The 14835-nt window shown below is 73.1% G+C and carries 16 protein-coding genes, 1 tRNA gene and 1 pseudogene; 10 read left to right on the forward strand and 8 right to left on the reverse strand.

Features of this window, described 5'->3' with window-relative positions:
* Positions 1–121: 121 nt before the first annotated feature.
* From pgm to DEJ32_RS11360, 7 genes are all read right to left on the reverse strand, one after another.
* Complete coding sequence (gene pgm / locus DEJ32_RS11330) at positions 122–1741, reverse strand: phosphoglucomutase (alpha-D-glucose-1,6-bisphosphate-dependent) (RefSeq protein ID WP_110901355.1); 1620 nt, start codon at positions 1739–1741, stop codon at positions 122–124.
* A 155-nt stretch (positions 1742–1896) separates the two neighbouring features.
* On the reverse strand, positions 1897–2217 hold the full coding sequence (locus DEJ32_RS11335; protein WP_110901356.1) for a hypothetical protein: 321 nt from the start codon (positions 2215–2217) through the stop codon (positions 1897–1899).
* Between the two features lie 39 nt (positions 2218–2256).
* Positions 2257–2925, reverse strand: a complete 669-nt coding sequence (locus tag DEJ32_RS11340) for a bifunctional 2-polyprenyl-6-hydroxyphenol methylase/3-demethylubiquinol 3-O-methyltransferase UbiG (RefSeq protein WP_110890426.1) — start codon at positions 2923–2925, stop codon at positions 2257–2259.
* Positions 2922–3602, reverse strand: a complete 681-nt coding sequence (locus DEJ32_RS11345; protein ID WP_258369025.1) for a DUF2064 domain-containing protein — start codon at positions 3600–3602, stop codon at positions 2922–2924. The genes DEJ32_RS11340 and DEJ32_RS11345 overlap by 4 nt, the downstream gene beginning before the upstream one ends.
* Complete coding sequence (locus DEJ32_RS11350; protein WP_110823548.1) at positions 3599–4333, reverse strand: glycosyltransferase family 2 protein; 735 nt, start codon at positions 4331–4333, stop codon at positions 3599–3601. The genes DEJ32_RS11345 and DEJ32_RS11350 overlap by 4 nt, the downstream gene beginning before the upstream one ends.
* A 322-nt stretch (positions 4334–4655) precedes the next feature.
* The gene (locus tag DEJ32_RS11355; protein ID WP_110901357.1) at positions 4656–5726 is read right to left on the reverse strand and encodes an NAD(P)-dependent oxidoreductase; all 1071 of its coding nucleotides are present in this window, start codon (positions 5724–5726) and stop codon (positions 4656–4658) included.
* Positions 5723–6601 (reverse strand): MTAP family purine nucleoside phosphorylase, encoded by an 879-nt coding sequence (locus DEJ32_RS11360; RefSeq protein ID WP_110901358.1) that lies wholly within the window; start codon positions 6599–6601, stop codon positions 5723–5725. Before DEJ32_RS11360 ends, DEJ32_RS11355 begins: the two co-directional genes overlap by 4 nt.
* Positions 6602–6725: 124 nt before the next feature.
* On the opposite strand from DEJ32_RS11360, the gene glp reads away from it, so the two are divergent.
* From glp to DEJ32_RS11395, 7 genes are all read left to right on the forward strand, one after another.
* Positions 6726–7985: a gephyrin-like molybdotransferase Glp gene (gene glp, locus DEJ32_RS11365; RefSeq protein WP_258369027.1), complete on the forward strand. Its 1260-nt coding sequence runs from the start codon at positions 6726–6728 to the stop codon at positions 7983–7985.
* Entirely contained in the window at positions 7982–8452 is a 471-nt protein-coding gene (moaC, locus tag DEJ32_RS11370; protein WP_110823551.1) for a cyclic pyranopterin monophosphate synthase MoaC, read from the forward strand. Before glp ends, moaC begins: the two co-directional genes overlap by 4 nt.
* Positions 8449–8967, forward strand: a complete 519-nt coding sequence (locus DEJ32_RS11375; RefSeq protein ID WP_110823552.1) for a molybdenum cofactor biosynthesis protein B — start codon at positions 8449–8451, stop codon at positions 8965–8967. The genes moaC and DEJ32_RS11375 overlap by 4 nt, the downstream gene beginning before the upstream one ends.
* Positions 8964–9401, forward strand: a complete 438-nt coding sequence (locus DEJ32_RS11380; protein ID WP_110823553.1) for a molybdenum cofactor biosynthesis protein MoaE — start codon at positions 8964–8966, stop codon at positions 9399–9401. The genes DEJ32_RS11375 and DEJ32_RS11380 overlap by 4 nt, the downstream gene beginning before the upstream one ends.
* A gap of 37 nt (positions 9402–9438) precedes the next feature.
* Complete coding sequence (locus DEJ32_RS11385; protein ID WP_110901359.1) at positions 9439–10074, forward strand: hypothetical protein; 636 nt, start codon at positions 9439–9441, stop codon at positions 10072–10074.
* A gap of 229 nt (positions 10075–10303) precedes the next feature.
* On the forward strand, positions 10304–10702 hold the full coding sequence (locus DEJ32_RS11390; RefSeq protein ID WP_110890413.1) for a PLD nuclease N-terminal domain-containing protein: 399 nt from the start codon (positions 10304–10306) through the stop codon (positions 10700–10702).
* 285 nt (positions 10703–10987) lie between these two features.
* A complete protein-coding gene (locus tag DEJ32_RS11395; protein ID WP_110901360.1) occupies positions 10988–12856 on the forward strand; it encodes an ABC-F family ATP-binding cassette domain-containing protein in 1869 nt (622 codons plus the stop codon).
* Between the two features lie 30 nt (positions 12857–12886).
* Here DEJ32_RS11395 and DEJ32_RS11400 read toward each other — a convergent pair whose 3' ends face one another.
* Positions 12887–13381, reverse strand: coding sequence for a MarR family winged helix-turn-helix transcriptional regulator (locus tag DEJ32_RS11400; protein WP_110890410.1), 495 nt, complete (start codon positions 13379–13381; stop codon positions 12887–12889).
* A 79-nt stretch (positions 13382–13460) separates the two neighbouring features.
* Here DEJ32_RS11400 and DEJ32_RS11405 point away from each other — a divergent pair.
* From DEJ32_RS11405 to DEJ32_RS11415, 3 genes and pseudogenes are all read left to right on the forward strand, one after another.
* Positions 13461–13532: transfer RNA gene (locus DEJ32_RS11405), tRNA-Gln, on the forward strand.
* A 377-nt stretch (positions 13533–13909) separates the two neighbouring features.
* A pseudogene (locus tag DEJ32_RS16675) lies at positions 13910–14110 on the forward strand (PhzF family phenazine biosynthesis protein); the annotation flags it as partial.
* A 25-nt stretch (positions 14111–14135) separates the two neighbouring features.
* Positions 14136–14720: a PhzF family phenazine biosynthesis protein gene (locus DEJ32_RS11415; protein WP_181420662.1), complete on the forward strand. Its 585-nt coding sequence runs from the start codon at positions 14136–14138 to the stop codon at positions 14718–14720.
* Positions 14721–14835: the final 115 nt, after the last annotated feature.

Consider the following 14835-nt stretch of genomic DNA (forward strand, 5'->3'; position numbering starts at 1 on the left):
GCAGCCGTCCACAGCCCGACGTGCGGCTGGACTGGAGGCCCGCATCGCGGTCGTCGAGGGCCCGCATCAGGGGCCCGGCGCGCACGGCAGTGGTCAGCCGTGCACGGAACGGCGGCCGGTGTCAGGCCCCCAGCGCGGCGTCGACGATCTCCTTGGCCTCGCGCTGCACCTGCTCGAGGTGTTCCTGCCCGACGAAGCTCTCGGCGTAGATCTTGTAGACGTCCTCGGTGCCCGACGGGCGGGCGGCGAACCACGCCTTGTCGGTGACGACCTTCACGCCGCCGACGGCCGCGTCGTTGCCCGGTGCCTTCGACAGCTTGGCGGTGATCGGATCGCCGGCCAGGGTCTCGGCCTGGATGGCGTCGCCGTCGAGCTTGCCGAGGCGCGCCTTCTGCTCCTTGGAGGCGGCGGCGTCGACCCGCTGGTAGACCGGGGCGCCGAACCGTTCGGTCAGCTCGGCGTACAGCTGCGACGGCGTCTTGCCCGTCACGGCGACGATCTCGGACGCCAGGAGCGCCAGGATGATGCCGTCCTTGTCCGTCGTCCACGCGGTGCCGTCCTTGCGGAGGAACGAGGCCCCGGCGGACTCCTCACCGCCGAAGGCCACCGAGCCGTCGATCAGGCCGGGGACGAACCACTTGAACCCGACCGGGACCTCCCACAGGCGACGGCCGAGGGACTCCGCGACGCGGTCGATGATGCTCGACGACACCAGGGTCTTGCCGATGGCCGCGTCCTCGCGCCACTGCGGGCGGTGCGCGTACAGGTACTCGATCGCGACGGCGAGGTAGTGGTTCGGGTTCATCAGCCCGCCGTCCGGCGTGACGATGCCGTGCCGGTCGGAGTCGGCGTCGTTGCCGGTCAGGACGTCGAAGTCGTCCTTCCGCGCGACCACGGAGGCCATGGCGGAGGGGCTCGACGGGTCCATCCGGATCTTCCCGTCCCAGTCGAGCGTCATGAACGACCAGGTCGGGTCGACGTCCGGGTTCACGACGGTGAGGTCGAGTCCGTAGTGGTCGCGGATGAGGTTCCAGTACGGCAGCGACGCGCCACCGAGCGGGTCGGCACCGATCTTCACCCCGGCGCGCTTGATCGCGTCGATGTCGATGATGTTCCCGAGGTCCGCGACGTAGTTGTGCAGGAAGTCGTAGCCGTCGTGGGTGGCGTGCTCGGCGCGCTGCACCTCGGCGTTGCCGCCGGCGATGATCGCGTTCGCCCGGTCCGCGATCCACGTCGTCGCGTCGCTGTCGGCCGGGCCGCCGTGCGGCGGGTTGTACTTGAAGCCGCCGTCACGCGGCGGGTTGTGGCTCGGCGTGATGACGATGCCGTCGGCGGTGTCGTCGTGGCCGGCCGTGTTGTAGGCGATGATCGCGTGGCTCAGCGCGGGTGTCGGCACGTAGCCGTTGTCGGCGTCGGCGAGGACGTGCACGCCGTTCGCGGCGAGGACCTCGAGCGCGGTCCGCTCGGCCGGGCCGGAGAGCGCGTGCGTGTCACGGCCGATGAAGAGCGGGCCGTCGGTGCCCTGCGCGGTGCGGTACTCGACGATCGCCTGCGTGATGGCGGCGATGTGCGTGTCGTTGAACGCTGTGTCGAGCGACGAGCCCCGGTGGCCGGAGGTGCCGAAGACGACCTTCTGCTCGGGGTTCGTGACGTCCGGGACCCGGTCGTAGTACGCGGCGATGAGGGCGTCGAGGTCCACGAGGTCGTCTGCGGTCGCTGGGGTGCCGGCACGGTCGTTCATGTGCCCATCCTGGCATCCGACGGGTGGACGCGTTCAGGGTCACCGCTGGACGAGCAGGACGGCCGCCTGCCGGACGAGGAGCGAGCGGCCGCCTTCCCGGACGAAGGGGGGCGTCAGGGAGTGCGACCGCTCGCGGTCTGGGGGAGTGGTGCGGGTCAGGCGGTGCGGAACGACCCCGTGGCCGTCCGGACCGAGCCGGTGACGGTGCGGGTGCTCGCGGTGACCGTGCTCGGTCGACGGGACTGCGTGTCCACGAAGCGGCCGAGGCGGCCCACGGCGACCCCGGTGTAGCTCCCGATCGTGTCGGTCCGGGCGTCCGCGGACGAGGTGTACGTACCGTGCTCGTCGCGCTGCCGGAGCCCGCTCACGAAGGTCCCGCCGAGGGGGAAGGTGTTCATGGTGGTCTCCTCGCTGTCGTGCCGAGGTGCCACGTCCGTCGAGTCGACGTCCGCGACGCCGTCGACTGCTGCGACCACTCTACGTCCTTCTCTTGCATGATGCAAAAGAAGGACGGCTCAGGCGACGAGCTCGCAGAAGTGCCGACCGCCGTCCGTCCAACTCTGACGGGCGGTGAGCCCCGCGGCGGCGGCGTGTGCACGGAGTGCTGGCAGGCCGACCTCGGCCCACGGGAAGGCCGAGCTGGCGTGGCCGTCCGCGTCCGTCACCGTGGCCGTGTAGGTGCGGTCGGCGTCGGCGTCGCGGTTCGTCTCGACCACCACGCGGCCGCCCGTCCGGACGATCTGCGCGGCGCGGGACAGGAGCGCGACCGGGTCGCCGCCGATGCCGATGTTCCCGTCGATGATGAGCGCGGTGTCCCACCGGCCCTCGTCCGGCACCGGGTCGAAGACCGATCCCTGGACCGCGCGACCGCCGGAGCGCTGCGCGATCGCCACCGCCTCCGCCGAGACGTCCACACCGAGCGCGGGCAGGCCCATCCGGAGTGCGGCGACGAGCATCCGGCCCGGTCCGCACCCGAGGTCGATCACCGGGCCGTCGGCGCCCTCGAGCAACGACACGTCGACACGGTCCGCGGCGGCGCTCCACCGGCCGACGTCCATCGTGACGACCTCGCCGGGACGCGTGGGGTCGGTCAGGCGCAGCCGGCCGTCGGACCGCAGTGCGCGGGCGTACGGCTCGTCGCCACCGGCCCCGAAGGCCTGGACGGTGCTGGTCGTGTCGGTCATCGGACACCTCCGGAGGTGGTCGCGGACTCGGCGGCCAGGGCCGCGGCGAACCGCGTTGCGGGTGCGAGGGCCGCGACGCGCTCGGCGTCGGGCAGCGTGTCGACGTCGAGCAGTTCGGCCAGGAGGCCCGTGTCGCGTCCGGCGGACCGCAGACGCTCGAGCTGCACGGCCCCGGTGTCGTCCTGCGACATCGGCACGCCACGCAGCAGGTCGCCGGTCGGCTCGCGCAAGTACAGCGACCAGAACCCGCCGTCCTCCGCCGGACCGAACCACGCGTCCCGCTCGGGACCGGCGAACACCGGGGCGAGCGCGTCGGCGGACACCTGCGGGGTGTCCATGCCGACCAACAGGAGCGGCTCGTCCACGGTGTCGAACAGGAACCCGAGGCGCTCGTCGAGCCCGCCACCGGGCTGGTGGACGACGTCGAAGCCCTCGGCACCCTCGGGCAGGACGTCGCCGTCGAAGAACAGGACCCGGCGGGCGGCGGGGAGCGCGGAGACCGTCGCGAGGGTGTCGGCGAGGCTCGCGGCGGCGACCCGTGCGGCGCCCTCGGGGGAGAGTGCCGGGGTCAGGCGCGTCTTGACCCTGCCCGGCAGGCACTCCTTCGCGACGACCGCGACCGTGATGCCTCCGGGGCCGTCGGTGCCGGGTCCGCCCGTGGTGCGCGCGGCCGTCACGAGCGGGCCTCGGCGGCGACGCGCTGGCGGACCGACACGGGCGCGGCGGAGCGGGTCCGGGCCTCCCGGCGGTACGCACGGAGCAGGCGGGACATGTCCTTGACGGCGTTGACCGTCCCCCGGAGCGTCCCGGTGACCTTGCTGTCGCCGATGCGCTGCGCGTACCCGATGTCCGACTCGTCGACGCGCCATCCGGCGGCGTGGGCGGCGAGGACCATCTCGAGCGGGTAGCCGCTGCGGCGGTCGCGGAGGTCGAGGGCGACGAGGTCCTCGCGGTGCATCACGCGCATCGGGCCGAGGTCGTGCAGTCGGTAGCCGGTCGCACGTCGCATGAGGACGGCGAGCACGCGGTTCGCGAAGCGTGCGTGCGGGGCCCAGGCGCCACGGCTCGTCGGGACACGGCGGCCGAGGGCGAGGTCGACCCGACCGTCCGCGACCCGCTGCACGAGGGCGGGGAGTTCGGCGGGGTCCATCGAGGCGTCGGCGTCGCAGAACGCGACGTAGTCGGCGGTCGCTGCTGCCACGCCGGCGGCGCAGGCGGAGCCGAACCCGCGGACCGGTTCCGTCACGACGAGGGCGCCGTGCGCGCGGGCGACGTCCGCCGAGCCGTCGGTCGAGCCGTTGTCGACGACGATCGCCCGGTAGCCCTCGGGGAGCCGACCGATCACCTGCGGCAGGGCGTCCGCCTCGTCGAGGCAGGGGAGGATCACGTCGACGCTCATGGAGACCATTCGGTGCCCTCCGTCGGATCGACTGGTCGAGCTGTCGTCCTCGGGATGCGGTCCGGCGTCGGGGTCGGCGGCGGGGTGTTGCGTCATGCACACGAGCAAACACGATCCCGGCTGTCGGGGGACAGTGAAGGCGTCCCCCGACGGCCGTTCTGCGCACCGTCCGCGGTGTGCCGACGTGCGGCGGGCCGCGCTGTGGTGCGACCGCGCCCACCTGGAGGGGGTGGGAGCCGGGAGGCGCGTGGCGGGGCCGCCACGCGCCTCCCGGCCCTGTTCGGGGGACAGGACGGGGTCGCCGCGGGTGCCGCAGCGCGGGAGTCCGGACCTAGCGCACGGCCGCCCGGAGCGGCGCGGTCGCGAACTCCCGCATGCCGCGGGTGAAGTCGACCAGCGCGCGCCAGCCGAGCTCGTCGGCGATCCGCGAGGACGACGCCGTCACGTGCCGCACGTCACCGAGACGGTACTCCCCGGTCACGACCGGTTGCGGACCGTCCGGACCGGCGATCGCGGCGGCCATCTCGCCGATGGTGTGCACCGTGCCCGAACCGACGTTGAAGGCCCGGAACGACTCGGACGGCGCGGACCCGGTCGCGTCGATCGCGGCGAGGTTCGCTCCCGCGACGTCGTCGACGTGCACGAAGTCGCGGCGCTGTGCCCCGTCCTCGAAGACGCGCGGCGCCTCGCCCCGCGCCAGCGCCGAGCGGAACAGGGACGCGACCCCGGCGTACGGCGTGTTCGCCGGCATGCCCGGGCCGTAGACGTTGTGGTAGCGGAGGGCGACGGCGCGGCCGCCCGTGGCGCGGGACCACGACGAGGCGAGCTGCTCCTGCGCGACCTTCGTCTGGGCGTACACGTTCCGCGGGTCCAGCGCGGCGGACTCGTCGATCAGCCCGGGGCGGAGCGGTCGACCATCGGGGCCGATCGGGTCGAAGCGGCCGGCGTCCAGGTCCTCGCGGCGGCGGGCCGGCGGGCGCATCGGGTCGCCGTCGGCGGTGCTGTACGCACCCTCACCGTAGACGACCATCGAACTCGCGACCACGAGCCGGTCGATGTCGAGACGGTCCATCGCGGCGAGCACGTGGGCGGTGCCGGCGTCGTTGCTCGAGACGTAGTCGGGCGCGTCCTGGAAGTCGACACCGAGGCCGACCTTCGCCGCCTGGTGGCAGACGACGTCGACGTCCTGCAGCGCGGCGTCGAGGGCGGCACGGTCACGGACGTCACCGTGCACGAGCTCGATCCCCGCGGTCCGGTGCGCGGTGACGACGGCCTCCGGGTCGCCGTGCACGTCGGTGCGGAGGGAGTCGAGGACGCGGACCTCGTGTCCCGCCGCCAGGGCCTGCCGGACGATCGTGGAGCCGATGAACCCGGCGCCGCCGGTGACGAGCAGCCGGGTCACGGGCGGAGCTCCATCACGCGGGCGCTGGCGCTCGCCGGGACGAGTTCGCGCGGCGTGTAGTCCTCGGGGACCGCGGCGACGATCGAGCCGATGGCGCGGACGATGACCTCGTTCGCGCGGGTCAGACGGTCCATGACGGCCTGGTGCGTGACCGGCGCCGCGGTGTTGGTCGTGGCGTCGGTGTTGGTCGTGGCGTCGGTGCTCGTCGTCTCGTCGGTCACCGGGGCCAGGCCCGCGTCGGCGTCGGTCACGAAGGACAGGTTCACCGTGCCGATGCCGAGCTCCGCGGCCAGCGGGACCTCGGGCGTCATCGTCATGTTGATCGTGTGGCCGCCGGCCTCGCGCATCCAGACGGACTCGGCGCGACTCGAGAACCGCGGACCCTGGATGACGACGCACGTGCCGATCGGGCGGAAGGGCACGTCGAGCGCCGCGACGGCGTCGATCGCCGCGCGCCGGAGCACCGGGTCGAAGGGGTCGGCGAAGGAGAGGTGCTGGACCTCGTCCTCGAAGTAGGTGTCGGCCCGGCCCCAGGTCCGGTCGATGAGCTGGTCCGTCACGACGAAGGTCCCGGGGGCGTAGTCCGGGTGCAGGCCGCCGACGGCGCTCGAGGACACGACGGCGCGGACGCCCAGGGAGCGCAGTGCCCACAGGTTCGCGCGGTGCTCGATGCGATGGGGCGCGACGGAGTGGGCCCGGCCGTGGCGGGTGAGGAAGGCGACCCGGCGGCCGGACATCGTGCCGATGCTGATCGGGCTGGAGGTCGGGCCGAACGGCGTCGGGACGTCGACCTCGTCCGCGGTGCCGGGTTCGAACAGTTCGTACAGGCCCGAGCCGCCGATCACGCCGATCGTCGTCGTCTTCTCGTTGTCCACAGGTCCTCCGGTCGTCCTCGGCGCTGGTCGGCGCCGTCGTTACGCTACAGATGCGGGCCAGGAGCGGCCCGCGTGTGGTGCCGTCGTCCTGTCGGCGCCACGTCACGACCATTCGGAGGCGCGCGTGCGAACGATCGGTCAGCACCGGGACGCGGTCCAGGCGCTCGTGGGACCGGCCCTGCCGACCGCGGGGTCGTCGCTGCCGCCGGAGTCGTCGTCGGTCGTCGCGCTGGCCGTGGGGTCCGGAGCCGGCCACGGGTACCGCGTGCTCGCCACCACCGTGCTCGCGCCGACGCCCCTGCCGGCCTTCGACAACAGCCAGATGGACGGGTTCGCCGTCCGCGCCGCCGACGCCGGTACGACCGTCCGGGTGGGCGCACCCATCCCGGCCGGGGTCGTGCCCCCGCCGCTCGGCGCGGGCACCGCGGCCCCGATCATGACCGGTGCGCGGATGCCCTTCGGGGCGGACGCCGTCTTCCCGGTCGAGTCCACGCCCGCCGGGTCCTTCCCCGCCGCTCTGCAGTCCGAGGACGTACCGGTGCCGGCCGACCTCGCCTCGGGGACCTTCGTGCGTGTCGCCGGCTCCGACCTGGCCGCGGGTGCTCCGGTCGCCCGCGCCGGGCAACCCCTCACCCCGGCCGTGCTCGGTGCGCTGGCAGGCGCCGGCGTGACGACCGTCGACGCGGTCCGACGCCCACGGGTGCTCGTCGTGTCGACCGGCAGCGAACTGCTCGACCCCGGCTCGACGGCCGACACCGACCTGCGCGCCGGGGCCGCCATCGGCGACGCGAACGGGGTCGCACTCTCCGCCGCGCTCGCCGAGGTCGGGGTCGACACGCGGCGGGTCCGGGTCCCCGACGACCCCGACCGGTTCCTCGGCGCCCTCGACGACGCCGTGGGCGACTGGGCCGACGTCGTGCTCACCACCGGGGGGATCAGCGCGGGGGCGTACGAGGTCGTCCGGCAGGCCCTCGGACCCCGCGGGCTCGTCGTGACCCCGGTCGCGATGCAGCCGGGCGGGCCGCAGGCGCTCGGATCGGTCCCGGTCGCCGGCCGAACGGTCCCGGTGGTCGCCTTCCCCGGCAACCCGGTCTCGGCGCTCGTCTCGTTCGAGGTGTTCCTCCGCCCGGTCCTCGCCCGCGCCGTCGGGCTGCCGGAGCACCGTCCGACCGCGGAGCTGCCGGCGGCCGAGCCCACGACCTCGCCCGCGGGCAAGCACCAGGTCCGTCGCGGGACCGTCGTCGACGGCCGCGTGCACTTCGTCGGGGGCCCGAGTTCGCACCTGCTCTGGCACTACGCCGAAGCCACCCACCTCGTCCACGTCCCCGTCGGCGTCGCCAGCGTCGAGCCGGGCGACTCCCTGACCGTCTGGAGCATCCGATGACCGACCTGTCCCACGTCCGCGCCGACGGCAGCGCCCACATGGTCGACGTCTCCGAGAAGGACGTGACCGCCCGGGCCGCGACCGCCACCGCGACGCTCGTCACCCGACCCGACGTCGTCGCACGCATCCTGGACGGCTCGTTGCCGAAGGGCGAGGTCATCGGCACCGCCCGCATCGCGGCGATCATGGCCGTCAAGAAGACCTCGGACCTCATCCCGCTCTGCCACCCGCTGCCGATCGCCGGCGTCGAGGTCGACATCTCCGGCGCCGACGACCGAGTCGTCGTCGAGGTGTCCGTGCGGACGACCTCACGCACGGGCGTCGAGATGGAGGCCCTGACCGGTGCGAGCGTCGCCGCGCTCACCGTCTACGACATGGTGAAGGCGGTCGACAAGACGGCCTCGATCACCGACGTCCGCGTACTCGAGAAGCGCGGCGGCCGCTCCGGCGACTGGAGTGCCCGATGAACGACACGGCCGTCCCGGACCGAGGACGGGCCTCCGTCGTCGTGGTGTCGACCTCGGCCGCCACGGACCCGGCCCTCGACCGCACCGGGCCGGTCATCGCCGACTGGCTGCGGGACCGCGGTTTCGCCGTCGGTGACCCGGTGATCGTCGCCGACCGTGGTCCCGTCGCCGACACCCTCGCCGCTGCCGTCGCCGGTGGCGCACGGGTCGTCATCACGACGGGCGGGACCGGCGTCACGCCGACCGACCGCACCCCGGAGGCCGTCGCACCCCTGCTCGACCTGGAACTGCCCGGCATCGTCGAGGAGATCCGCCGGCGGGGACTGGCCGGAGCCGGACCGACCGCGCTCCTCAGCCGTGGCGTCGCCGGCATCGTCGGGGGCGGCACGTTCGTCGTCACGCTGCCAGGGTCCCGTGGCGGGGTGGCGGACGGCCTGGCCGTGCTCGACGGCCTGCTCGACCACCTGCTCGCCCAGCTGCACGGTGACGGTCACGCTCCCCGGAGCGCCTCGTGAGCGCCGGAGCCGCCGACCGCGTGGTCGTCGCGGACGTCGTCGACCGCGACATCACGGTGGACGAGGTCTCGCGGGTCGTCGCCTCCGACCACGACGGCGCGGTCGTCACCTTCGCGGGGGTCGTCCGCGACCACGACGGCGGGAAGGGCGTCACCGCGCTCGACTACGAACGGCACCCGAGCGCCGGCGAGGTCATCGCCGAGGTCGCACGCACCATCGCCGAGCAGCACCCGGAGGTCCGCGTCGCCGTGCTGCACCGTGTCGGCGCGCTCGGCATCGGGGACGTGGCGCTCGCCGCGGCGGTGGCGTCGGGGCACCGCGCCGAGGCGTTCGCGGCGTGCGGGGCGCTCGTCGACCTCGTCAAGGAACAGGTGCCGATCTGGAAGCACCAGCGCTTCACCGACGGGACGGACGAGTGGGTCGCGGCGCTCTGATGACGGCGGTGCGCGCAGTGGTGTTCGATCGCGAGTCGTGACCATCGACGACCTGGTGACTCGACGGTGGGCCGCAGCGGACGAGGACGCCGAACGCGTGCTCGCCCACGAGCAGTCGCTCCTCCGGGTGACGCCGTGGACGAGGTGGAGCCTCGGACTCGGCCTGGCGGCGCTCCTGGCCGCGATCGCTGGCTTCGTCCTGCTGCCGCGGGGAGAGGACGACGTGGCGCACTTCGTCGTCGGGATGGTCCTCGTCGGAGCGGCTGTCGTGTCCGTCGTCGTCCGCCTGGTCGTCGCCGCGCGCAGTCGACGGGTCGTCGGGACCGCGTTCCCGACGGTGACGACGGTCCTGTCCGCGCAGGAGCGGCACGCCGTCGCTCGTGCCGTGGACGGGAGAGTCCGCGCACCGGAGGACCGACTCCGGATCGTCCGCGCGGCTGCCGTACTCCGTGCGGCTCCCCACCGGATCGAAGAGATGACCTGGTACTCGCTGTTGTGGGCCGCCCTCGCCCTCGGGAGCTCGAGCGCGGCCCCGGTCGGCGGCGCGCTGTACTGCGTCGCGGCCGTCCTCTCGGCAGGAGCTGCGGTGTACGCCGGGCTCGACGTCGCCCGGGTCCGACGAGCGCTGCGGTCGTCGCCGACGCCGTGGGAAGCAGCCGCCGAACGCCCCTGACCCGTGCGCCCGGCGGCGCCGAGCTGGCTGGGCCGGGCTGGCTGGGCCGGGCTGGCTGGGCCGGGCTGGCTAGGTCGGCTGGCTGGGCCGGGCACTGGGTCGGCGGACCGACAGAAGGCCGCCGGACTTCCGCGGTGATCTGTCGGTTCCGCGCAGGAGTCGGCCTGCTGCACCGCCCCGTGAACACGGGCGTAGCGCCGCCGCCTCGCGACTCCCTAGTATCCGGACCATGGGAATCCTGCTGTCCGGCGTGAGCGTCGTCCTGCTCGTGTTCGCCCTGATCGACATCATCACGCGCCCCGACAGCGAGGTCCGCGGCCTGCCGAAGGTCGCCTGGATCATCCTCGTTATCCTGTTGCCGTTCGTCGGCAGCATCGTGTGGTTCGCGATCGGCCACGACTGGAGCGCCGGCCCCCGGAACCACGGCCGGTACGTCGAACCGAAGCGCCACGAGGACGGGTACGCCACGCTCGGCGCCGCCAAGGTCGCACACGGGGACAAGCGGATCTCCGGCACGGAGCAGGAACTCGCCGAGCTCGAACGGGAGATCGAGTACTGGGAGGCCCAGGCGCGCCTGAAGCGGGCGAAGGAAGCCGCCGGCGAGGGCGACCCGAGCCCCGCGAGCTGAGCCGAGCCTCCAGGACGGTCCGGCGCCGCGCGGACCCGCACGACGATCTCCGGCCCGAACCACGGGCGTCCGCGGTTCGGACCGGATGCCGCTGGCCGGATCCGGACCCCGCCGCGCTGCCCGGCCGCCGCGCCTCCGCACCCGAGCCCCCGGCCGCCGCGCCGCCCGGCCTCCGGCCTCCGACCTCCGCACCCGAGCCCCCGGGCCGCCGCCGATCCCGGCCGACAGCTCGTCGCCACGCCGCCCGCGGCACGGGCCGCCCCCGCGCCCGCCTACCCTGGTCAGGTGGCTCATCTCCTCGGCGCCGAGAACGTGCATCTCGAGTTCCCCACCCGTGTCGTCTTCGACAGCGTGACCATCGGCCTCGACGAGGGCGACCGGATCGGCGTCGTCGGGCGCAACGGTGACGGCAAGTCGACGCTGCTCGCCCTCCTCGCGCAGCGGCTCGAGCCGGACACCGGCCGGGTGACGCACCGCCGCGGGGTGACGATCGGGTACCTCGACCAGCGCGACGTCCTGCCCGAGGGCATGACGGTCGGGCAGGTCGTCGTCGGTGACCTCGCCGAGCACGAGTGGGCGGGCGACCCGAAGATCCGCGACGTCATCGGCGGCCTGGTGTCGGACATCCCGTGGGACGAGACCGTCGACGAACTGTCCGGTGGGCAGCGTCGGCGGGTGGCCCTGGCGCGCCTGCTGGTCGGCGACTGGGACGTGCTGTTCCTCGACGAGCCGACGAACCACCTGGACGTCGAGGGCATCCAGTGGCTCGCCGAGCACATCAACCGCCGCTGGTCGTCGAACCAGGGCGGGATGGTCGTCGTGACCCACGACCGGTGGTTCCTCGACGCGGTGTCGACCGACACGTGGGAGGTGCACGACGGCGTCGTCGAGCCCTTCGAGGGCGGCTACGCGGCGTACATCCTGCAGCGCGTCGAACGTGACCGGCAGGCGGCGTCGAGCGAGCAGCGCCGGCAGAACCTGGCGCGCAAGGAGCTCGCCTGGCTCCGCCGTGGTGCCCCGGCGCGGACGAGCAAGCCGAAGTTCCGCATCGACGCGGCGAACGCCCTCATCGACGACGTCCCACCGATCCGCGACACCGTCGCCCTGTCCCAGACGGCGACGGCGCGTCTGGGCAAGGACGTCGTCGACCTCATCGACGCGGGCGTCTCGTTCGACGGCACGATGATCATCGAGGGCGTCGAGTGGCGCATTGCCCCGGGGGAGCGCACCGGCATCCTCGGCCCGAACGGCGCCGGCAAGTCGACGTTGCTCAACCTCGTCTCCGGGAAGCTCCAGCCGACCACGGGCCGGGTGAAGACGGGCAAGACCGTGCAGATCGCGGTGCTCGACCAGCAGCTCGCCGACCTGCAGCAGTTCGCCGAGGACCGCGTCCGCGAGGTCGTCGCCCGCAAGAAGACGAGCTACGTCGCCGACGGCAAGGAGATGACGCCGTCGCAGTTGCTCGAGCGCCTCGGCTTCACGTCCGAGCAGCTGTCGACGCCGGTCAAGGACCTGTCCGGTGGGCAGAAGCGCCGCCTGCAGCTCATGCTCATCCTGCTCGACGAGCCGAACGTCCTGATCCTCGACGAGCCCACGAACGACCTCGACACCGACATGCTCGCCGCGATGGAGGACCTGCTCGACACCTGGCCCGGCACCCTCCTCGTCGTCAGCCACGACCGGTACCTGCTGGAGCGCGTGACCGACCAGCAGTACGCCGTCCTCGGCGGGCACCTGCGCCACCTACCCGGCGGTGTCGACGAGTACATGCGCCTGCGCGCCTCCGGCAGCGGCGGTACGACGGCGTCGGCGGCTGCCGCCGCTTCGGCCGGGAGGCCCGACACCGCCGGTGCGTCCGCGGTCGCCGCCGCCTCGGGGCTGCGTCCGGCAGCGGGGACCGGCTCGGCTCCGGCCGCTGCGCCGACCCTGTCCGGTTCCGAGCGCCGTACCGTCGAGAAGGAGATGTCGGCCCTCGACCGTCGGATCGCCAAGCTCGGGGACGACCGGAAGAAGCTGCTCGACTCGTTCGCGACGCACGACCAGTCCGACTACGAGGGGCTCGGGAAGCTGCAGGGGCGGCTCGCCGACCTCGATGCCGAGGTGGAGCAGCTGGAGGAGCGGTGGCTCGAGGTGGCGGAGCAGCTCGGGGTCTAGCCCGGGCTCGAACGGCAGTGCCGGTCGGCGTCAGTCCCCGAGGCCGAGGATGAGGCGCCGCAGCAGGCCCGCGAGCTGGTCCTGCTCACCCGCGGACAGACCGGCGAGGATGTCCCGCTCGGCTTGCAGCAGGTCGGCGATGGCCGCGTCGACGGCAGCGCGACCGGCGTCGGTGAGCGTCACCAGGACACCGCGACCGTCACGGGGATCCGTCCGGCGGGCGACGAGCCCGCGGGCGGCGAGGCGGTCCACCCGGTTCGTCATCGTGCCGCTCGTCACCAGGGTCTGCTGGAGCAGCGCCTTGGGACTCAACTCGTACGGGTCACCCGCGCGCCGGAGCGCCGACAGGACGTCGAACTCCCACGGCTCCGTCCCGCCCGCCTCGAACGCCTGACGTCGGGCGCGGTCCAGGTGCCGGGCGAGCCGGTCGACCCGCGACAGCACGTCGAGCGGGGCGAAGTCCAGGTCCGGGCGCTCCCGCCCCCACGCCGCGACGATCCGGTCGACCTCGTCCTCTGGCGGCATCCGTCCATCATGGCGTGGATCGGCGGCGCACGACCAGTGTCGGGCACATGGGAAGATGGTCGGGCTCCTCCGGGGGCGTTCCGCCTTGGTGTAATGGCAGCACGACGGCCTTTGGTGCCGTTAGGTCCGGGTTCGAATCCTGGAGGCGGAGCTCAGGACCGATCGGCCCATCAACGGAGACGGTTGGGTGTGTTCCTTCCGGAGCGTCTTGGACGTGCGCGGACCTCCTGTCGCACCTTCAGCACAGCGCCGAGGCGGGGAGGAGCGCTGGCCGGGGTCCGTGAACGACGCCGACAGCCTCCTTCACGGACGCAAGCTGTCCCGTACCCGGATCCGGGGCAGGGGCATCGTCTCGGGGCGCTGCGTGTCAGCGCTGAGCGGCTGGGCACCGGCGAGCAGATGCGGCTGTGCGTCGACAGCGCGGGCTCGGGAAGGTCACAACCAGCGAGTACCGACGCCACCGACGTCTCTCGCGAGACGCTCGACGAGCGGAGCTGTTAGGAACGACACATGGCTGTCCGGCACGAGATGCTCACCGTCTTCACCGAGGGAGAGGCCGGCGGGAACCGGGTCCCGGTGGTGCTGGAGGCGGACACGTTCACCGACCAGCAGATGCAGGAGCTCGCGGAGGAGACGGGGCTGGAGTCCGCGTTCCTGTCGTCTTCGGACACACCGGCCGTCGGACGGCTGCGCTACTGGGTACCGAACCACGAGATGAGCATGTGCGGCCATGCCACCATGCGGAACCGCATGGTTGCTGAACCGCCGTGGCCATGCCCAACCCGACGACGGATACGTTTTCGCAACCGCTGCTGGCTTGGTCCGGGCGGGAGCGACCACGGACGGTGGGTGGTTCCAGCAGTCTCTGCAGCAGATCGACCCGGTCGATCCGAGCCCGGCGCTCGCCGCGCTGGGCCTCACTCCGGACGACCTCGTCGGAACGTCGTCGAATGCTGCTGCGCCGCGGACGAAGACGCTCCTACCGTTACGCAACACCGCGGTACTGCGCGGACTTCGACCGCACGCAGCCGCCGTCGAACGCGCATGCACCGAGATGGGGTCGACGGGCTTGTATCCCTACGCGGTCATCACGGAGGGGCAAGTGGAAGCGCGGCAGTTCCCGCGGGCATCTGGATACCTGGAGGACCCCGCCACCGGCATCGCAGCCGCCGCACTCTTCTTCGCCCTGGCGGCGAGCGGTGAACTGCCGCGCGGAGTCCTGCAGGTGCGGCAGGGCGTCGCTATGGGTCGGCCCTCACTGATCACCGTCGAAGCCGGCGGACAGTCTCACCACCAGCCGCGCACATGTCGGGTGTCCGGAGCCGTCCGGTTCGCGTGACCGCCGATCAGCCGAGCGGAGCATCGAGGAAGTACCCGTGCACGCTCCGGGAGCTGCGGCGGGCGGATGCGATCCTGAAGCCGGCGTCGGCCGGCTCAGGTGGGCGACCGCCCAC

The sequence above is a fragment of the Curtobacterium sp. MCPF17_046 genome, from assembly GCF_003224295.1.
GTDB lineage: Bacteria > Actinomycetota > Actinomycetes > Actinomycetales > Microbacteriaceae > Curtobacterium.